Source organism: Novacetimonas hansenii (genome assembly GCF_014843995.1).
Classification (GTDB): domain Bacteria; phylum Pseudomonadota; class Alphaproteobacteria; order Acetobacterales; family Acetobacteraceae; genus Novacetimonas; species Novacetimonas hansenii.
Window position 1 is genome coordinate 1,876,569 of sequence record NZ_CP062147.1, and the last position, 19,300, is coordinate 1,895,868.

The following is a 19,300-nucleotide window of genomic DNA, read 5'->3' on the forward strand; positions in this document are numbered from 1 at the left end:
TCATGACACGATGACCGTGCGGAACATGCCCAGTTCCATATGATAGAGCAGATGACAGTGATAGGCCCACATCCCTGGTTCATCGACGGTGACAAGGTAACTCAGTCTCTCGCCTGGCTTGACGATGATCGTATGTTTATAGGGGCGGTACTCCCCCTGCCCGTTTTCCAGTTCACTCCAGAATCCATGCAGGTGGATCGGATGTTCCATCATCGTGTCATTGATCACGATGAACCTGACCCGTTCGCCCAGCGTGAGGCGGATTGCGTCCGCTTCGGAGAATTTTTTACCGTCGAACCCCCATATGAAGCGCTGCATATTGCCTGTCAGATGCAATGTGATCTCACGCGATGGTGGTCTGGGGTCCGCGCCTGCGATGGTCGCGCGCAGATCGGCATAGGTCAGGACGCGGCGGCCATTATGATCCAGCCCATCCCCTGCTTCTGCCAGGCGGTTGATGGGCATCATGGCGATGCTCTGTACTTCCACACCAGGGCGCAGGCGTGGGGTGGAATGGGCGGGCATATCATGCGTCATGTGTGACATGTCCATGCCCTCCATTTCCTTGGACTTAGGCGAAGATGGGGTATGCATGTCCATATTCCCCATCCCCATGTCCGTCATGGTGCGCAGTGGGCGTGGGTCCATCGGGGGGATCGGCCCAGAAACTCCTGCACGGGTCGCAAGCGTACCACGTGCATATCCGGTCCGGTCTTCGGCCTGTGCGAAGATGGTGTATGGACCGGACCCGCGTGGGGTGACCAGAACGTCATAGGTTTCCGCCGTACCGATGCGGAATTCATCTATTGTTACAGGTTCGACTTCGTTGCCATCGGCCTGTATGACCGTCATCTCCAGCCCTGGGATGCGGATATCAAACAACGTCATGGACGAAGCGTTGATGAAACGCAGTCGTATGCGTTCTCCCGGCCCGAACAGGCCCGTCCAGTTGGCCTGTGGCGAGTGCCCGTTCAGAAGGTAGGTATAGATGATACCTGACACATCAAGGATGTCGGTCGGCGCCATGTTCATCCCGCCCCATTGCAGACGGTCATGCAACGTTGCCGATATGCCCTTGTGGCGCATGTCATGGAACAGGGTTCCCACCGTGCGCTGGCGAAAATTGTAATAGTCGCTGTCGAATTTGAGGTTGGAGACGATGTCTGCTGGGGCCACGTCTGTCCAGTCGGACAGAACCATCACATATTCACGGTCATAATGATGGGTTTCCCCATGTCTGGGGTCGATGATGATCGCCCCATACATGCCCTGCTGTTCCTGAAAGCCGGAATGGCTATGATACCAGTAGGTGCCACTCTGGTGCAGGCGAAAGCGGTAGGTGAATGTCTCGCCCGGGGGAATGCCGGCAAAGCTCAGTCCCGGCACGCCATCCATGGCGGCAGGCAGGCGGATGCCGTGCCAGTGGATGGAACTGTCTTCATGCAGGTGGTTCGTGACATTGAGTTCAACAGTGTCCCCCTGTCGCCAGCGCAGGATCGGGGCCGGGATGGAACCATTGACCCCCACGGCACGGACGCGGTGTCCTGTCATGTTGGCGTGCAGGCGTTCAATGCCCAGGTCAAAGCGGGTGGACGGCGTGGCGGCAGGTTGCCCCGTCATGGGGGATTGCGCACGGGCATGGGGGCTTGTGCCTGCGGTCACAAGCGCGCCCCATATGCCTGCGCCGGTTACGAAACGACGACGCGTCAACGCCCCGCCTTTCGCATGCGATACAAGTGTCATGGATAGATATCCGCCAGAAAATATGGACGGTACCGTGTCTTCCCATGCGGGAAGTCCGGTTCCGAAACGGTCAGGAAGGGATCAGACCGTTTTTCTGGGGGGTGGAAGTGCGGGGGCGGATGCCACCCCGCCTGCACCAATGGCATAACGGCTGCCAAAGGTCACTGTGTCTGCACGTGCCTGCATCAGTGGCACAAAACCTGGTGTCACCGCCCAACCGGTCATGCAGGCTGGACCCGACAGGCAGCATCCTGCATCGCCATGTTTGCAGGATTGGTGTGTGTCGCACGGCTGGTGATGATGGCATTGGGGGGAGGATTGATGGACGCCTGGCATTGCCGCCATCGCCGGGGTCGCATATGTATCCCGGGCGTGTGTATCAGGCATCGCCTCGATACCAGTGGGGCTGGGTGCAGCATATACCGGCACGACAGACAGCAGCATCCCGACCTGAAAGAACAGGCAGGCCATCATATACCGCCACTTTTTTGCGCCGATCGCGTTCACACCCGTTTCCCTGCCATCCACAGGACTTCTTTGACATGCCCCGGTGGGACAATCGGCATCATAGCATGTCGCCGGGTGCCCATGTCCACCCCTCCTTTCGTATATGCACGTCAGATATGTGCATCCGCATTATGTTTACCACATGCGCCAGGGTGCGTTGCGTGTTTCCCATAGATGTTCCAGATGACGCTTGTCACGCAGGGTATCCATGGAATGCCAGAATGCATCATGTTTGAGCGCCATCAACTGCCCATCGCTGGCCAGGCGCTCCAGCGGAGTGCGTTCGAAAACGGTTTCATCATCTTCCAGATACCCAAAGACCGAAGGTGACAGCACGAAAAAGCCACCATTTACATAACCGGGTTCGATGGGCTTTTCACGGAAGGCTTCGACGCATCCGTTGACGATTTCCAGTGTGCCAAAACGCGCCGGGGGCTTGACCGCCGTGACGGTTGCAACACGGCCGTGGCTGTGATGGAACGCAACCGTCGTGCGCACATCTATTTCGGCGACCCCATCGCCATATGTCATGCAAAACGCTTCATCCTGCAGATAGGGTTGCAGGCGTCGCAGACGACCACCCGTCATGGTATCAAGCCCGGTATCCACCAACGTTACACGCCATGGTTCGGCACTGCGTTTCAGGGTGACAATAGTATCGTTTTGCATATCAACCGTGATATCCGATGACAGGAGATGGTAATTGGCAAAATACTGCTTGATCATCTCTGCCTTGTAGCCAAGGGGAATCACAAAATCATTGATCCCCGCATGGGAATAGATTTTCATGATGTGCCACAGGATGGGACGTCCCCCGATTTCAACCATAGGTTTTGGCCTGCTGTCGGTTTCCTCCATCAGGCGTGTTCCATAACCACCGGATAGGATAACGGCTTTCATGATCACTGCTCTCCATTCAGGTCTCAGGTAAAATTTGACAGCCCGTGACGTTGCACACCTTTTGTCGCATGTGTGTTCATGTCGGCAGGTTCAATCGGCGGCGCACGGTCACGCCAACACTCGGCAGGCCCCGGCGAAGCCATTGTCCCATGCCGATCTCCCCTCCCTCACAACGGAACCTCCAGTTGGAGACCATGTGTTCCATGACCTGGAGAGGGTAGAAATCCTCAAAGAAATCAAGCCCGTTCGTGGCTGCGAAACACTCCGCCAGAAATGAGCCGCGTGGCGGGGCAAAGCGTTTCCATATGCCGATGCGCACCATCTGGTCATTCCACAGATGAAGCGTATAGGCGGATGCGCACAGTTTTTCGCATTCCTGCCGGTATTGCGGCAGGAGGATCTTCCATGCTTCCCGGAAATGGATGGGAAAGAAATATTGCGGGGCATAGGATTCCTGCATGATCACCTGTTTTCCGAACAACGATGTCAGCAGACGCGGGCCTGTCGCCCCCCAGACCAGATCGCGATCCCGCAACGCCAGCGTTTCATGGACCAGATGATCAAGTTTGGGATGATTGCGTTCCAGGCGCATGATCGCGCCACACACCGAAGTCGGGTCTTCTTTGGCAAGGAGCATGTCCCATCGCGGCAAGTCGATGCGGCGCAGCATGAGCATGTCCGCGTCGACCCATATGTGATCGGTCCGGCGCGATAGTTCATAGCGGAACAGGTCGGAAAAATGGCTGAGGTTCGGCTTTCCCCTAATCAGGAAACGCATCATGTTGGCCGGATCGGTAATGTCGCGCGCATCACCATTTATCACACCCGCAGGGAGGTTCTTGACCGCTTCGTAACTATAGACGGTGAAGGTATACCCATGCGCCACATAGGAATTGATGCAGGCAGCCTCATATGCCGAAATGGTTTCACTGCCCCAGAACGTGGCGAATGTCGGTTGGAAAATGGTCATGGATTCTATCCTGCTGCCGCATGCTGGCTGATGATGACCTGCCTTGGGGTCATCTGACCCATCTCAGGTCCTGTCCCAGATATCCTGCATCCATCATGTTCTTCAGCGCATGCAGGCGTATCAGGGAGGAATTGCGAAAATTGCGGTCGGAAAAGCCAATGCCCCGCAGACCTGAAATGAGTTCGGCGATGGTCTCCGACAGGCTGACCCTCGGAATGAAATCAGGTGCAATATTCTGGAAAAAGGAAAAATCAACCTTGTAAGAACGTCGGTCTGGCGGGGCCTCGGTGTTAATATGCACCGAGGTGCCTGGCAGATGCTGTGCCACGGCCTCGGCAAGGTTACGGACAGTATGGTTCCAGGCATTACTGCCTGCATTGACCACAAGATGCCGTTCCCCTTTGCGTGTTATCGCCCATTCGAGCGCGCGCGCCATATCCCGCACATGGATCAGCGGACGCCAGGGCGTTCCATCGCTCAGGACAGTGATATCCCCACAGGTCAGGGCGCTGGCGACAAAATCATTTACTACGAGATCAAGTCGCAGGCGATCTGAGAAACCACAGGCCGTTGCAAAACGCAGGCAGGTAATGGCCATTTCACCTGCATCCATGTGCATCAAGGCACGTTCAGTCTCTATTTTCGAGCGGGCATAGGCGGTCAGGGGTTCGACCGGATCACTTTCCTTGCGTGGCAGGCCACCCGCTACGCCATATACACTGCAACTGGAGGCAAACGCGAAGTGCTGCACGCCAGCACGGGCGGCCATTTGGGCCAGATGCAGGCTGCCGCCACGGTTTATCTGGTCAGTTACGTCCTCAAATCGCGATCCCATTGGATCGTTTGAAATGGCGGCCAGATGCACGACTGCATCCGTTCCATTCAGGAAAGGAGCAGGAATATCGCGTACATCCCCAAAATATTGCGCATCAAGCATAATTTCCGGGAACGGACCGGATGTGGTCAGGCATTGGCCAAACAGGCAACTGTCATATCCCACAAGTGTCGCCGTCGGGAATCGATCCCGCAGATGTCGTATGACGACTGGACCGACATAGCCCATATTTCCCACAATGAGTATGCGCATATTTTTCTTATGCTCCAGAGGGAGGTAAACTGTCTCAGGTTACGGATATTGCAGTCATGCGAAAAATGTTCCTAAAATTTTAGGACATTCCATACATCGGCACATATGTGCCACATCATCCTCGGATGACGGTTTTTGTGCGCATATTCCCTTTATCGTCTATTCTGTCTTGATCTACGACGACGAACGTCATTTCTTCGACTGGGTTTTATGTTCTATAAAACAAATTTCAAACGAACCTATGCAACGTTTCAAACCTGTCAGATATCTGGTTTTTTGCGCATATATGAAGAATTAAAGAAACCGTGTCAGTTCGACAACGTTCTATAGGAGGCTTAGGCGCGTAAGAACGTTATAAATACGAAGAAAATAAATCGATAAATTTCAAAATTATCGGGAAGATATTATTTTTTATTGCCAGTATCTTGTTTCAAGGTGAACGCTGGAACAGGGAATGATGACCCCATGGAACCTGAAAATATATTTGTGCCTTCCAGGTGTCCGCATCATGGAAAGGCCCTTGTAACTGGGGCGGGGAGTGGTATTGGCCGTGCGGTTGCCTCTGCTTTATGCCATGCCGGTTATCATGTTATTCTGGTGGGGCGGAAAAGTATTCCGCTGAATCTGTTGGCAGATCAACTTGGGAAAGATGTTACGACTGTCTGTCCGATTGATATTACGGATGAAGATGCTCTTCCTGTTCTTATACGCAATATCGAGTCACTTGATGTCCTCATCCACTCTGCTGGAATGTTCCATGGAGGGAGCATTTCCGAGATCTCCAATGATATGAATATTTTACTTCATCGTGTAAATGTCGATGCCCCGCTATATCTTTCAAATCTGTTATTGCCTGCTCTGGAAACGGCGGGTGGACAGGTGGTATTTCTTAATTCGACAGCATCATTAGGCGAGCGTATTTCGATGGATGCGTATGCAGCAAGCAAGCATGCTCTGAAACAGGGGGTTTCACGCTTTCGCGAAGAGAGCCGCGGGCGCGGCATCCGCATACTGAATGTCTATCCTGGCCGGACAGCAACCCCAATGCAATCCGAGGTTTTGCGTCATGAAGGTCGGTCGGATATGAGGATCCCGCTTCTTCAGCCGAAGGACATTGCGGATGTCATATTAGGATGCCTGTTTGTACCACGAAGCGCGGAAATCACGGATATCGTGATCCGTCCACCAGATCTGCCAAGGGATTAAAAAAGACGAAGATTCTGTATATATGCGCATATTATGATAGTTTATAAATAATATTTTTTAAAACAGGAAACTTTCTCTCTGGGGCACTCTTTAGCACGCATCCCGGGGTATGCCGTTGTACTTCGGAAAATGCCACAAGCGTGATCAGAAGAAGATGATTTTTGAACCGACCAAAATATTTGGTGTCCAGAAAATCACTCTCCCCCGTCATTGCGACGAACGGGGATCATTTGGACGTATATTCGATCAGGGTTGCTTGTTGGAAAATGGGATATCGTGCGATTTTATACAGACAAGTATTTCACGCACATCCTATGCAGGTACATTACGAGGACTCCATTTTCAGCGGCCACCCTATGCAGAAGCTAAATTGGTGCATTGTCTGCGGGGGGAGATATATGACGTTATATGTGACCTTCGTCCTGATTCACCTACATATCTGTTATATGAAAGTTTTTATCTGAGTTTTTCTAGTAATGAAATGGTTTATATTCCGCCAGGTTGTGCCCATGGGTTCATGACACTTAATGATGATGTTGAGGTATTATATGCCATGTCAAGCATATATATGCAAAGTCATGCATCAGGTGTCAGATATAACGATCCGAGACTTGGGATTTCATGGCCACGACCAGTCACTTATATTTCAGAAAAAGACCTGAATTGGCCTTGTTATGAAACAAAAAATGCAACGATTCCCTGAAATACTACATCCCTCCCCGTCACTCGGTATAATGGATCATCACCATGGACAATTTAACCCATTCCGCCCCCCATGATCGTGTTCATGTTCATTCAAGTATTCTCTACTCATCGACGGGGGCATGCCGTTTATGTGCTACCCCTCTCCGGCGGAGTGTTGCTGATCTAGGGCTTTCGCCACTGGCGAATTCATTTATCAAACCTGAGCTGCAGAATACAATGGAGGCATTCTATCCTCTTCATGCGTTTGTATGTGAAAAATGTTTCCTGGTACAATTATCTAAATTTGAATCCCCTCAATCCATTTTTGGGGATTATATCTACTTTTCGTCATATTCCGCCAGTTGGCTCCAGCATGCAAAGAGATATGTCGCACAGCAAAGGGCGCGTTTCTCGCTGAATACTGAATCTTTGGTCGTAGAAATTGCAAGTAATGATGGATATCTTTTGCAATATGTAAAGGATGCTGGAATTAGAATCCTGGGAATAGAACCCGCCGCGAATGTAGCAGAAATTGCAATTGCAAAAGGTATCCCCACTGAAGTCGCTTTTTTTGGCGTACAGACTGCAATGCGGTTGAAGGGGGCAGGATATGCGGCTGACTTGATGGTGGCCAATAATGTTGTTGCGCATGTCCCTGACCTTCATGATTTTCTTGAAGGGTTCAAAATTCTTCTTGCGCCCGGAGGAGTGATAACATTTGAATTTCCGCACCTATTGAAATTGATGCAGGAATATCAGTTCGATACCATTTATCATGAACATTTTTCCTATATCTCTTTGCTGGTTATCCGTCGCGCACTATTTAATCATGGATTGCGTGTTTTCGATGTCGAGCAGCTTCCTACGCATGGGGGATCCTTGCGGGTTTATGCGACGCATGAAGAAAATACGACATTACAGGAAAATCCTGCCGTCAATGAACTTTGTATGGAAGAACGTGAATTCGGCCTTGAATCCCTTGATACATATGATCAATTTTCAAAATCTGTTGTGAATATAAAATGCAATATTCTTCAGTTTCTTATTGATGCTCATCACAATGGAAAAGTTGTTGTTGGGTATGGTGCGCCGGCCAAAGGGAATACGCTTTTAAATTATTGTGGCGTTGGGCCAGAATTGCTTTCCTTTACGGTCGATGCCAGTCCACATAAACAGAATATGCTGTTGCCTGGCACGCGCATTCCGGTCCTTGCCCCGGATGCAATCCGCGAAAAGAAGCCTGATTTTGTATTGATCCTTCCATGGAATCTGAAAAACGAAATCATTGATACCATGTCGTATATTCGTGAATGGGGTGGAAAATTTGTAACCCCGATACCGGGCATAGAAATATTATGACTGATGAATGTCTGTTGACATATATATCTAAACCATATCAGGGAATTCAAAGGTGGTTCGTACACCTAAATATGCGATCCTGTTTCGTACTCATGTATGGGACAGCTTTGTCGAACGCCAGTTTCTTCGTCTTCGATCAATGATCGGAAATGGCGACTTATTCATTGTTGCCAATAATACATCAGGAAAATGTCGTATCCCGGACAATTTTCCTGTTGTTATTTTCCATGAAGCAGATTTTCGTGATCAGGGCTTAGAGTTTGGGGTCAATGTAAACCCCATGTGGTATAATGTAGATTATGCATTATATTTTTTTGCCGATCGATATGATAAATATGATTACTATATATTGTTTGAATATGATGTCCGTGGAAACATAAATTTTGATCGCCTGATGGAAAATATATGTCGCGATGGAAGTGACCTTGTCGGATTGACCTCAAAAGACATATTCAGGGAATGGTATTTTTACCGTTCCTGCAGTGATCTTTATAGGGAACGGGATCTGACGAAGACATTCCTGCAGATAGGTATTTTCTCCAGGAGGGCCGTAAGCCTTCTTTATCAACGCAGGCTGGCGTTATCGGAACAGTTCAGATCAGGATCCCTGAAATATTGGCCACATTGTGAAGCGTTTATTCCGATTGAAACCAGATTGGCAGGGTATCATTATACTGAGCTGTCAAAATATCTAGATGTTCGACGTTATAGCCATGAACCGGCATATCTTGAAGAAGATACTCATATGCTCTTGGAAAACGAAGTTGTTCATCCTGTTCTGGATCGGGAACGCTACATTGCAAGTACGATCAGATATGAAGGGCGACCTGAGAAATTTTTTGTTCCGAAGAGTATTTTTGGAAAAAGGCTTCGTCGTTTTCCTGTCAGTACCTATATCTTCCCGCTTTTCTTGGCGTTGTGGCACCGTATACGAATGCTGCCTGCGGGAATCATGGGAAAGGTATTTTCTTAATTAAAATAAAAAATAATAATTCTAATATTCTTAAGAGGAAGGGTCTGGGGATGCAATATGTTTCACGGACAATCATGGCCCTGCTTTTGGTTGGGTTGGTTGTTCTTCCACGAAATATTGTAGCCGCCACCGCCCCTGCCAGTATTGATATTGCCAGAGACCTTCCCGCCGCGCTGCAATCCTGTTACGCGGGACATGGTACATGTGTTCTTAATCTTGGGGGACGTACCGCGCACCTTGCCCATGGTATCCTGATCAATCCACTGCGTGTTACGTTACAGGATGGGCGGATTGATGCATCTGCCCTGCCGGCAGGGGACGCGGCAATTACGGTCAGTACTGATAGCGAGACAACCCCGGATTATGGAACATTCGTTCATTATATTAAGGGTATCCGCCTTATTGGTAATGAAAATGTGGATGGTATTGTCTTTAACAGTGTGCATCATAACAATATTCTTGCAGCGGCAATGACATTGGAAAGTATGTCAATTTCAGGTTTCCGACGCGCAATCACTTTTTCTAACCATTCTTATGGATTTGGCCTCTCACACATACAAATATTTAATAATAAAGTTGGAATCTATACCGTAAATGGTGCGGAAGATGCTGGGGAACGCATGACTTTTGTTGATGTGGGTGTTTTTAATAACCAACTGGGTATTGATGATGAAGGTGGGTTTGAAATGGATTGGCTTGGGGGGCACTGGGATTATAACAGCAAAACGGCGATCCTGTCTGCCCTTGTCGAATTTGACGGACATATTGAAACCGGCCCATCTGACCAGCCGGTGATTGAACTGCGGGCGTTACCCAACATGGTGGCTGCACAATTGTTCATGACGCCGGGGTCATTTGTGATGGTCAATGGCTATAACGGGAAACCGACAGCAGATGCATGGATTTCATCACATAGTGAGTATAATATAGTACAGTTTCCATTTAATACATGGGGAGTTACTGGAAAAATGGGTGTCATGCAAGGGCCTGGAAAGGTTATTGGGTCCGCAATCGGAACCTTTATTCCACATTAAGGATATTTCCCCGATAGAAAGGTATATCGTCCCAATGGAGAACCTCCCTGATATACTTTATAACCATGTCAAAGATATATTCCCTATTTTTCGCAGTATAACCGGCAGGGGAATAAGAAAGACACTGGGATATATCGCCACGAGAGTTGAAAATTTTTCCATCTACCATATCCAGTCCGGTACTAAAGTGCTGGATTGGACCGTGCCAGATGAATGGAATGTCTATGGTGCGACCCTTCGTCGTACAACTGGCGAAGTGGTGATTGACTGGGCATGGTGTAATCTTCATCTGATGCAATATAGTATTCCGGTATGCGCACGTATTTCACGTAAGGATCTGGAAAAACATCTGTACTGGCTGTCGGATCAGCCCGACCTTATCCCTTATCGGACATCCTATTACAAAAAGGACTGGGGATTTTGCCTTTCCGCCCATCAATATGCACAGTTGACGGATGATGAATATGATGTGGAGATCCGGACTGAACTTGGCCCCGGGCACCTCAGTTATGGTGAAGTTGTCATTCCCGCGACTATGACGGCAGGTGATGAGGCTGATGAAGTCCTGTTTTCAATTCACTGCTGTCATCCCGCCCTTGCGAATGACAATGCATCGTCCATTGCAATAGCGGTCGAGGTAATCCGTGCGTTGCAGGAAACCGCTCATCGGCGCCTGTCCTACCGCTTTGTCTTCATTCCGGGGACCATAGGCTCAATAACATGGCTGGCCCGGAATGGTGACAGGACTGGCCGTATCCGCCATGGCCTGGTTATGAGCTGCCTGGGGGATGCGGGGAAGCCGACTTATAAACAGTCACGTCAGGGGAACGCCCCGGTCGATCGATATGCAGCTTATCTGGTGCAGACACGCTGGGGTGGGAAGGTCGTGCCATTCGAACCATATGGCTATGATGAACGGCAATATTGTTCGCCCGGGTTCAACCTGCCGGTGGGATGCCTCATGCGTTCTCCCAACGGGCAGTTCGAACAGTATCATACATCCGCCGATAACCTGGATTTCGTAACCCCCGAAGGGTTATACGCCTCCTTCGGTTTCATCATGGACCTTATATCCATGATGGAGACGGATTTTTATCCGCACAGCCTTGCGCCCTACGGCGAACCGCAACTGGGGCGCAGGGGGCTTTACAAAGCGATTGGTGGTGGGGATGGCGATGCCTCCCCCCGTCCTGCCTTTGACCAGATGACCCTGCTCTGGGTTCTGAACCTTGCCGATGGGACGCATTCCCTGATGGATATCGCCCAACGTTCAGGTAAATCCTTTCCTGCGGTGGCAGCAGCGGCAGAGGCGCTGGCGCTTGCAAAACTGATTGCGCGTGAACCAGCGCAGTCAGTCCCTATGCCGGCCGCCTCCAGCGTGTCACCAGACGGAACATCGGTCCAGTAAGGGTCGTGGATGTGACCGCAAGCACCATTAACGATGCATAGGCGAATTCAGATATCATGCCCTTGTTGTGCAAGATGGTGGCGGCAACGATTTCCATCAGCCCCTTACATTGCAAGAGGGCCCCCATGCCAAGTGCCTGCTGGCGCGACATATCGGGTGATGGCGGATAAAGGATGACGGCCCCCATCTTGGTCGTAATGGAAATGACCACCAGCAGGAGTGAGGCAATAACGGACGGCCATGTCAGGGCCTCCCCATTGATGTGCATTCCGCTATGGCCAAAAAACATGGGCGCAAGCCAGAGCAGGGAAAACGTTCCCACCCGTTCCACAGGCAGGCGACGGACCCATTTGGGGGGCATGATCGCCCCTGCAAAATAGGCGCCGATTAATTCATGCAACCCGATCTGCATGCTGGCCCATGCACCACTTGCCAGCCATAGGGGAACTGCCGCCCATATGACCCATAACGGGGGATGTGGCAGGCGGTACGCGGCGGTACTGCTGATGAGTGCCAGTCCGCCAAGCACAGCCACGGCAATGAATTGTGTGATATGCCACCCATGAAAGGCACCAGGCCCTTCGGCCGCGAATTGCAGGCATGCCAGCCCGATCCACAGGGCCGCATCATCAACAATCGCCAGTCGTAACGCCAGATGCCCCATCGGACGTTCGGCGGGGGAAAGTTCGCGCACAACCCCGATCAGTACGGGTAACGCACTGACCGCAAGGCACAGCCCAATGGACATGGCACCAATGGTGGAACTGCCATGCGGGGTTTCCCAGCCATGCAATGGGAGGAAATAAAAATAGATCAGCACGGAGCCGATACAGAACGGAACCCCCAGGGCGACAAGCGCACTGCCTAACAGGCGTCCCATGGAGGGAGCGGTAAAGTTCTGGTTCGGGTCAACCCCGTCGGAGAACTGCCACATATCCAGCCCGGCCGTAAATGCCAGTACAAGGACGGCAATCCACCCGACATCTTCCCCATATTGCGATGGGATACCCCATGTTCCCACGGGATATTTCGTGACCGCAATCACGATCCCCACCAATATCGGAATTACGACAATCGGTATGGTTTTCTGTGACAAACGCCATAATAGTGAAGGAATAAAAACGAACAGGAGTACGTCCGCAAAAAAATGAAGAAGTTGATCCATATCGTTCTCTTTATTTTTAATTTATGCGAATGACATTATATATTAATATATCAGATATGCAAATGAAACATGGTTCATGTGTTTTTCGGATTTCCATCATCAAAGATGAAGATCCAATTTTTCATTTGCCGTAGATTCTATTGACAGAAAATATGATATCACAACCATGTCACATAGTGTCATGAAAATCAGTTTTCTGCCTGAGGGTTTTGAAATACTATCCTGAATAAAAAATGTATTTATATATTTTCGTGCTATAAAATGTCAGGACCTTGGAAAAAGCAGGCTGTTGTCAACAGGCCTTATTCCTGGCTGGTGCGGTTCTCTGTCACACAATCAGAGGCGGCGCGCCCGATCCCGTCAAGACAGCCCAGAACCCGCAGCAGCCACAGGTTATCCGGTTCCTGCCGCAGCATCAGCAGCACGCGGCGACGTGCCACGGATATCATGGCGATCCCTCGTCGACTGATCGGCCTGTATCGTGCCAAAGCCCGCATCAGCAGGGTCAGTGTCTGCGATGCTTCGTGACGTTGTTCACGTTTCAACTGCCGCAGCAGCAGGATATTAAGGCCAACCGCCGACAGCAGCAATGTCTGGCGTATGTCGCCTGCCGCAGTATGATCGGAAGTCCGTGCAGCATGCCGCACCAGGCGCCCGATCCGGTCCACGCTTGCGCCGATCCACCACTGTGGCGAAGGCGGCAGTGGCATGACACATAATCCGCGCAATTCCACCCGAATATGCCTACCATACCGCCCCCGTTCGTTGCGTGCATCAAAAGGTAGTACCAGACGGAATACCAGCAGGCTTAGTCCCACAGCAAGCACGGTATGCAGGGCTGCGTTCAGGAACGTGACCTCATCGACGCGAAGCTGGTTGCCGGGCATCAGCAGGTTCGGCATCAATAATCCATAGGCCGCCGCCGCCCCTGCCGTGGCGGGATTGTATTTTGCCAGTCCTCCAACGAACAGAAAAACCCCAAGGACGAGGGCCAGTACCTCATAATCCGCAAGATACGGAATAATCCACAGGTCAAGGCATCCTGCTGCAACAGCGGACCATATTGCCCCCGACAGGAAGCGCGAGGTTCCTACGACCGGGTTCTCGCGGGTTGCAAACAGGCCACATACCAGCGTCGTGATTGCAATAAATCCCATTCCCCCCGGCCATGCCGTCATTTCGTAAATCATGCCCGCGCCAACGATGGCGATGGCCCCCCGCAATCCGTTGTGAAAGGCAAGACGCAGGTCCCGATGGCCAGGCAGCCGGAAGCGGAAACGGTCATGCGGCGGGGGCATGAAAATGGCCTGGCAATGTGTGATGGCGGTGGCAAGGTCTGCCATTGCGTCACACAAAACGCTATGTGTAATCCGGCGCGTTTCATCATTTTCGTATCTGGCCCGGTCCTGGAACAATGCATGTAACTGCGTTACGTGACGCAACAATGTGTCCAGCATGTTGCGTTGCAGTCGGCAGGATACCAGTCGATCACACAGTTGCAGCAACCTGCCGCGCGTATCCACCAGAAGTGGGTCTTTACTCAGTTCCGCGCGTTCCATGCTGCCCGACAGGCCAACAAGGCGTGTTACCATGATCGAGATATTGGCAAATACCGCCCGGGCATGATCACCCGCGTGCGAATGTCGCCCCATTTCAATGGCTGGGAATTCAATTCCATGATGGACGGAGACCATCATGTCCGAAAATTCCCCTGCGTGAATCAATGTTTCACGATCATACAGTACAATTTCACGCAGGAGGGATGCCAGGCGGTGCAGGACATCCTCTACCCGCGCCAGCATTGTGGCGCGGGCGCGCGATGCAAGGTTATGCGCGAACAGCAACGCCATGGCGGCCTCGCACACTACACCCAGAACGATATAGGTCGCGCGTGATACCGCGATGAAAAATACATTGTCAGGCTGCGACGCGGCGGCCACGGCAATAATCGAACAGGTATATCCGGACAGTACAAAAGCGTAAGATCTGAAGTTGACACTGAATGTCGCAAGAAAACTGCACAACCCGATCCAGGCTGCGACAGCCGGGAAAAACAGCCATGCCTGTTGTGGAAAGGCGGCAATGAACACCACGGCCGCAACGGCCCCGGCCAAGGTGCCGACAATGCGCCAGCGCGCCTTTGACATGCTTTCGCCACGGCGCACCTGTGCGACTGACCATACGGTGGCGACTGCCCACTGCGGACTGTCCAGTTCCATCCACAATGCGGCGGCCAGCGCGATAAGCGACGCCAGCGTATTGCGTGCGGCAAAGCCGATGGCTGGTAACGATGGGCAGTACAGCCAACGCAGCCTGTCACGACACGCCTGCCACGCGAAACGGGGCAGAGTGGTACTGGCAGAATACAGAAAGCACATCAGCAGCTATATGTGCCGATCTAATAATGACATCATTTGGAGCTGAAGAGTTTTCAGCTTACCGCCTTTTCATATGGGCGGTACTGCGGTGTCCATATCGCTCTGTCCAGCGCGGCTTCAATTTCGTCCTGCGTGGCTGGCGGGGCCACACCTTCTGCCTGACCCTGGTTAATAACGGCACGCGCGACTGCGATCGCGGCCTTTGGCAGGTCGGAAACCGGTGGCAGCAGCGATGCATATGCCGGCTCCTGAAACGTTGAGACGGGGGATATCGCCGCCAGCGCCCGCGCGGCAGCAAGGAACATGCCGTCAGTCATGCGGGTGATCCCCCCGGCCACGACAGCGAGGCCAATGCCGGGGAAGACATATGAGTTATTGATCTGGTCCACCGGGCGTTCGCGCCCGCCAAAGACAACCGGAGCAAAAGGGCCGCCTGTGCCGATAATGGCGCGCCCATCCGTCCATTCCAGCAGGTTGGATGGCGTGGCCTCGATATTGGCGGTCGGGTTCGACAGGGCAAAGATCACGGGACGTTGCGGCATATGGGTCATGGGGGCAATGATTTCGCGCGTGAATGCCCCCCCCTGCCCTGATGTGCCAATCAGCATCGTGGGACGGACATGCGCCACCACTTCGGACAACGATACATGCGCAGGATCCGCGACATTCCATCGTGCTGCGATGTCGTGTGGCTGTGCAAAAGAAGCCTGCCCGTCCGTCATTCCCGCCATACCGTGCCGGACCAGGCCATCGACGTCGATCATGAAAAACCTGCCCCGTGCTTCCGCCGGTGGCATTCCTTCGGCCATCATCATACGTGACAGAAGGTCGGCAATCCCGCACCCTGCCCCGCCCGCGCCAAAGATGACGACCCGCTGTTGCGCAAGCGGCGCAGCACCTGCACGAATTGCAGCCAACAGGGCGCCAGCAGTTACCCCGGCCGTGCCCTGAATATCGTCATTATATGTACACATCCGTTCGCGATAACGGCTGAGGATACGCAGGGCGTCTTCCCCGGCCAGATCTTCCCAGTGCAGGGCAATCCGGGGCCAGCGCGCTTCCGCCGCCGTGACGAATTCCGCGATAAATGCGTCATAGTCAGCACCGCGTACGCGCCGGTGTCGCCATCCGATGTAATCCGGGTCGTTGAGCAATGTTTCATTATCGGTCCCGACATCCAGCAGGATCGGTAGCGCACAGGCAGGGTCCAGACCACCACAGGCGGTATAGAGCGCAAGCTTGCCAATCGGGATACCCATCCCGTTCGCGCCCTGATCGCCAATCCCCAGGATGCTGCCACCGTCACTTGCCACGATGACGCGCACATCGTCCCAGCGCGTATCGGACAGGATGTCTGCAATGCGTCCCCGGTCGTCGTAATTCAGGAACAGACCACGTGGACGGGTCCATATCTGACTGAACTGCTGGCAGGCGCGCCCGATGCAGGGGGTGTAGATAATGGGAAGATAGTCTTCGAGTGACTGCGCCACGATGGCATGGAAAAGAGTTTCGTTGCGGTCCTGGATTTCACGCAGCGCAACATGGCGCGAAAAATTGTCCGGCAGGGCCTCAAGGCGCCGCGTCGCACGGGCGACCTGATGTTCCAGTGTCGTGACATTATGCGGGAGGAAGCCATGCAGTCCGAACAGGTCTCGTTCCCGCATATCGAAGGCATTTCCCTTGTTAAAAACAGGACTTTCCAGAAGGTTATGTCCATTAAGGCTAATTTTTCGCGAGGGGATGCACGACGGTTGCGCGGAAGCAGGCATGGGAACTCAATATTGCGATGACGATGAAACAGTGCGCACAATACCTGTCTGCACAATCCCGTGTAGAGCCCGTTCATGCACGGCAACCGTACGCCACATGCAATCATGGAGGTCGCATGCCCGACGAAATCAGCGACCTTAAATTCTTTTGCATCCTCGCCGCCGCAGGCAGTATTGCAGGCTGTGCCCGTGTCATGGGCATGTCGCCCGCCGCCATGAGCCGGAGGCTTAGTGGGTTTGAGGCACGGCTTGGCACCCGGCTTGTCACCCGTACGTCGCGCCATTTTGCCCTGACGGCGGAAGGACAGAGGTTGCATGAACGTGCAACCCGTATCATGCATGAAATCGAGGAAGCCGAGGCCGAGGTCACGGCCAAGGCCGGTATTCCCCACGGGGTCTTGCGGGTGGGGGTTCCATCTGAACTCGGGCGGAAGATGCTTGCGGGTATCGTCGCCGCATTTGTAGAGAAATATCCCGATGTCACGGTCCACCTGACACTGTCGGATGCAGGGCTTGATGTCATTGACGACGGGCTTGATATTGCAATTCGCGCGGGCATGCCGCCCGATCAGGACGTCATGACCACGACATTGATAAGCAGCCGTCGCGTGGTCTGTGCCTCCCCTGCATATTCCGTGCGCAAGGGATTGCCTGCCACGCCCCATGACCTGCTTAAACATGACTGCATCTGCCTGTTGCGGCGGCAGAGGATCTTTAATGAATGGGCATATTATGATGGCAAGACGCGCAAGGAAATCCATGTCACACCCCATCTTGCCGCTTCCAGCAGCGAGGTCGTCCATGACTGGGCAGTAAGTGGGCAGGGAATTGCATTGAAGGTTTTGTGGGATATCGCAGATGACCTGAAATGCGGACGACTGATTGAATGCCTGAGTGCGTATGCATGGGAAGATGTCGTGTTGTGCGCGATTTATCCGTCACGCACGCATCTGCCACCACGGGTGCGATTTTTTCTTGATTTTGTTAAACGTGCCTTGAGGCAACATGATTTTGGAACTTGATATTCCAGATGTTATTAAAATGATCGTTGGAAAAGCACCTTAAATATATAACAACCATTCAATATAAAAATTCTGCGGACTTCGTGTGAAAATAAAACGTCTCCTGACTGTTTTGTTCAATAGTCTACGAAAAATGCTTCGTTCCTGTGAAACTGGTGCCATGCCAAGGCTTTGACCGGACGTCATGAAGGCGTGCTCACTCTGGTTTCGGCCGTCCCAAGAAATATGTGATTGCGTGGGAACACGATCCACCTGCAGCCGTTGGTGGTGGACGAGAGTGCTACTTCCTTCCTTTTCCATCGTTGATGGAGGCCGTCCATGGCCCTGCGCAATATCCCCTTGCCGGTCAGGTTGGGACCGTGCCGTACGTCGTTACCACGCAATCCCGTGCGGCGTGATGGCAGTCGCCTGGGCGGGCGGACGATTGCAATACTTGCGACAGACGGGGTGGAGGAAGTGGAACTGACCGATCCGGTCGCTGCCTTGCGACAGGCTGGGGCACGGACGTTGCTGATTTCCCCCAACCGTGTGGATATCCAGGCGATGGAATCCGATATTCATCCCACCAACCGGTATCATGTCGATATACAGGTAGGCGCAGTACATGCGGCAATGTTTGACGGCCTTTTGCTGCCTGGGGGGATCACCTGTTCCGATTGCCTGCGTATGGATCGCGACGCGGTGCGTTTCGTGCGGGAATTCGTGAAGGCGGGACAGCCGATCGCCGCCATCAGTCACGGCCCATGGCCCCTGATTGAAGCCGGGGGCGTGGGGGGACGTACGCTTACATCATGGCCTTCCCTGCGCACCGATCTGACAAATGCCGGGGGAAACTGGGTGGATCGCGATGTCGTGACGGATGGTATGCTGGTGACGTCACGTCATCCAGATGATCTGAAGGTTTTCTGCACTGCCATCGTGGCGCTGTTTGCCATGCGTCCCGTCATGGTTTCGACAGGGCATGGAGCTGTCGGGTGACTGCGACAGATCTTTGGTAAGAAAAAGAAATTTTCAGAAAATGTTCTGGTAATGGACGTAATGCAGCCACCGGCCGGGTACCGGTCATGCCTGCAACGGTTCAAAAGGGGGCATATG

Annotated in this window: 16 protein-coding genes; 8 read left to right on the forward strand and 8 right to left on the reverse strand. The window is 52.4% G+C overall.

Annotated features, from left to right (window positions below; all coding sequences use genetic code 11):
- The 5 genes from IFJ82_RS08230 to IFJ82_RS08250 all read right to left on the reverse strand — a co-directional run bounded on the left by IFJ82_RS08230 (position 1) and on the right by IFJ82_RS08250 (position 5,207).
- Entirely contained in the window at positions 1-1,743 is a 1,743-nt protein-coding gene (locus tag IFJ82_RS08230; protein WP_192263730.1) for a copper resistance system multicopper oxidase, read from the reverse strand.
- Between the two features lie 81 nt (positions 1,744-1,824).
- Positions 1,825-2,250 (reverse strand): hypothetical protein, encoded by a 426-nt coding sequence (locus IFJ82_RS08235; RefSeq protein WP_192263733.1) that lies wholly within the window; start codon positions 2,248-2,250, stop codon positions 1,825-1,827.
- A gap of 135 nt (positions 2,251-2,385) precedes the next feature.
- Positions 2,386-3,150 (reverse strand): glucose-1-phosphate cytidylyltransferase, encoded by a 765-nt coding sequence (rfbF, locus tag IFJ82_RS08240; protein WP_003619931.1) that lies wholly within the window; start codon positions 3,148-3,150, stop codon positions 2,386-2,388.
- A 76-nt stretch (positions 3,151-3,226) separates the two neighbouring features.
- A complete protein-coding gene (locus tag IFJ82_RS08245; protein ID WP_003619928.1) occupies positions 3,227-4,120 on the reverse strand; it encodes a hypothetical protein in 894 nt (297 codons plus the stop codon).
- Positions 4,121-4,169: 49 nt separating this feature from the next.
- Positions 4,170-5,207, reverse strand: coding sequence for an NAD-dependent epimerase/dehydratase family protein (locus IFJ82_RS08250; RefSeq protein WP_192263736.1), 1,038 nt, complete (start codon positions 5,205-5,207; stop codon positions 4,170-4,172).
- A 465-nt stretch (positions 5,208-5,672) separates the two neighbouring features.
- On the opposite strand from IFJ82_RS08250, the gene IFJ82_RS08255 reads away from it, so the two are divergent.
- The 6 genes from IFJ82_RS08255 (at position 5,673) to IFJ82_RS08280 (ending at position 11,871) form a co-directional block, all read left to right on the forward strand.
- The gene (locus tag IFJ82_RS08255; RefSeq protein ID WP_192263739.1) at positions 5,673-6,413 is read left to right on the forward strand and encodes an SDR family NAD(P)-dependent oxidoreductase; all 741 of its coding nucleotides are present in this window, start codon (positions 5,673-5,675) and stop codon (positions 6,411-6,413) included.
- 154 nt (positions 6,414-6,567) lie between these two features.
- Complete coding sequence (locus IFJ82_RS08260) at positions 6,568-7,116, forward strand: dTDP-4-dehydrorhamnose 3,5-epimerase family protein (protein WP_192263742.1); 549 nt, start codon at positions 6,568-6,570, stop codon at positions 7,114-7,116.
- A 44-nt stretch (positions 7,117-7,160) separates the two neighbouring features.
- The gene (locus IFJ82_RS08265; protein WP_192263744.1) at positions 7,161-8,456 is read left to right on the forward strand and encodes a class I SAM-dependent methyltransferase; all 1,296 of its coding nucleotides are present in this window, start codon (positions 7,161-7,163) and stop codon (positions 8,454-8,456) included.
- 52 nt (positions 8,457-8,508) lie between these two features.
- Positions 8,509-9,429, forward strand: a complete 921-nt coding sequence (locus tag IFJ82_RS08270; protein WP_192263747.1) for a hypothetical protein — start codon at positions 8,509-8,511, stop codon at positions 9,427-9,429.
- A gap of 50 nt (positions 9,430-9,479) precedes the next feature.
- Entirely contained in the window at positions 9,480-10,463 is a 984-nt protein-coding gene (locus IFJ82_RS08275) for a hypothetical protein (RefSeq protein ID WP_192263750.1), read from the forward strand.
- Between the two features lie 34 nt (positions 10,464-10,497).
- Complete coding sequence (locus IFJ82_RS08280; RefSeq protein ID WP_192263753.1) at positions 10,498-11,871, forward strand: DUF4910 domain-containing protein; 1,374 nt, start codon at positions 10,498-10,500, stop codon at positions 11,869-11,871.
- Here IFJ82_RS08280 and IFJ82_RS08285 read toward each other — a convergent pair.
- The 3 genes from IFJ82_RS08285 to IFJ82_RS08295 all read right to left on the reverse strand — a co-directional run bounded on the left by IFJ82_RS08285 (position 11,822) and on the right by IFJ82_RS08295 (position 17,183).
- On the reverse strand, positions 11,822-13,036 hold the full coding sequence (locus IFJ82_RS08285; RefSeq protein WP_192263755.1) for a cation:proton antiporter: 1,215 nt from the start codon (positions 13,034-13,036) through the stop codon (positions 11,822-11,824). The two genes, IFJ82_RS08280 and IFJ82_RS08285, sit on opposite strands and share 50 nt — an antisense overlap.
- A gap of 302 nt (positions 13,037-13,338) precedes the next feature.
- A complete protein-coding gene (locus tag IFJ82_RS08290; RefSeq protein WP_062808830.1) occupies positions 13,339-15,414 on the reverse strand; it encodes an FUSC family protein in 2,076 nt (691 codons plus the stop codon).
- A 53-nt stretch (positions 15,415-15,467) separates the two neighbouring features.
- Positions 15,468-17,183 carry an NAD-dependent malic enzyme gene (locus IFJ82_RS08295; RefSeq protein WP_192263758.1) on the reverse strand — a complete coding sequence of 572 codons (1,716 nt, stop codon included), beginning with the start codon at positions 17,181-17,183 and terminating at the stop codon, positions 15,468-15,470.
- 116 nt (positions 17,184-17,299) lie between these two features.
- Here IFJ82_RS08295 and IFJ82_RS08300 point away from each other — a divergent pair, with 116 nt between their 5' ends.
- Together IFJ82_RS08300 and IFJ82_RS08305 are read left to right on the forward strand one after the other, a co-directional pair.
- Positions 17,300-18,205, forward strand: a complete 906-nt coding sequence (locus IFJ82_RS08300) for a LysR family transcriptional regulator (RefSeq protein WP_003619904.1) — start codon at positions 17,300-17,302, stop codon at positions 18,203-18,205.
- A gap of 318 nt (positions 18,206-18,523) precedes the next feature.
- The gene (locus tag IFJ82_RS08305; protein ID WP_225578590.1) at positions 18,524-19,183 is read left to right on the forward strand and encodes a type 1 glutamine amidotransferase domain-containing protein; all 660 of its coding nucleotides are present in this window, start codon (positions 18,524-18,526) and stop codon (positions 19,181-19,183) included.
- The last annotated feature ends 117 nt before the right edge of the window (positions 19,184-19,300 follow it).

What these genes read in the sequence shown, in the direction of transcription:
- IFJ82_RS08285 (WP_192263755.1), bottom strand. Translation starts at nt 13,036, where the DNA reads ATGGATCAACTTCTTCATTTTTTTGCGGACGTACTCCTGTTCGTTTTT.
- IFJ82_RS08290 (WP_062808830.1), bottom strand. Translation starts at nt 15,414, where the DNA reads ATGTGCTTTCTGTATTCTGCCAGTACCACTCTGCCCCGTTTCGCGTGG.
- IFJ82_RS08305 (WP_225578590.1), top strand. Translation starts at nt 18,524, where the DNA reads ATGGCCCTGCGCAATATCCCCTTGCCGGTCAGGTTGGGACCGTGCCGT.
- IFJ82_RS08275 (WP_192263750.1), top strand. Translation starts at nt 9,480, where the DNA reads ATGCAATATGTTTCACGGACAATCATGGCCCTGCTTTTGGTTGGGTTG.
- IFJ82_RS08300 (WP_003619904.1), top strand. Translation starts at nt 17,300, where the DNA reads ATGCCCGACGAAATCAGCGACCTTAAATTCTTTTGCATCCTCGCCGCC.
- IFJ82_RS08280 (WP_192263753.1), top strand. Translation starts at nt 10,498, where the DNA reads ATGGAGAACCTCCCTGATATACTTTATAACCATGTCAAAGATATATTC.
- IFJ82_RS08260 (WP_192263742.1), top strand. Translation starts at nt 6,568, where the DNA reads ATGATTTTTGAACCGACCAAAATATTTGGTGTCCAGAAAATCACTCTC.
- IFJ82_RS08245 (WP_003619928.1), bottom strand. Translation starts at nt 4,120, where the DNA reads ATGACCATTTTCCAACCGACATTCGCCACGTTCTGGGGCAGTGAAACC.
- IFJ82_RS08265 (WP_192263744.1), top strand. Translation starts at nt 7,161, where the DNA reads ATGGACAATTTAACCCATTCCGCCCCCCATGATCGTGTTCATGTTCAT.
- IFJ82_RS08295 (WP_192263758.1), bottom strand. Translation starts at nt 17,183, where the DNA reads ATGCCTGCTTCCGCGCAACCGTCGTGCATCCCCTCGCGAAAAATTAGC.
- rfbF (WP_003619931.1), bottom strand. Translation starts at nt 3,150, where the DNA reads ATGAAAGCCGTTATCCTATCCGGTGGTTATGGAACACGCCTGATGGAG.
- IFJ82_RS08230 (WP_192263730.1), bottom strand. Translation starts at nt 1,743, where the DNA reads ATGACACTTGTATCGCATGCGAAAGGCGGGGCGTTGACGCGTCGTCGT.
- IFJ82_RS08250 (WP_192263736.1), bottom strand. Translation starts at nt 5,207, where the DNA reads ATGCGCATACTCATTGTGGGAAATATGGGCTATGTCGGTCCAGTCGTC.
- IFJ82_RS08255 (WP_192263739.1), top strand. Translation starts at nt 5,673, where the DNA reads ATGGAACCTGAAAATATATTTGTGCCTTCCAGGTGTCCGCATCATGGA.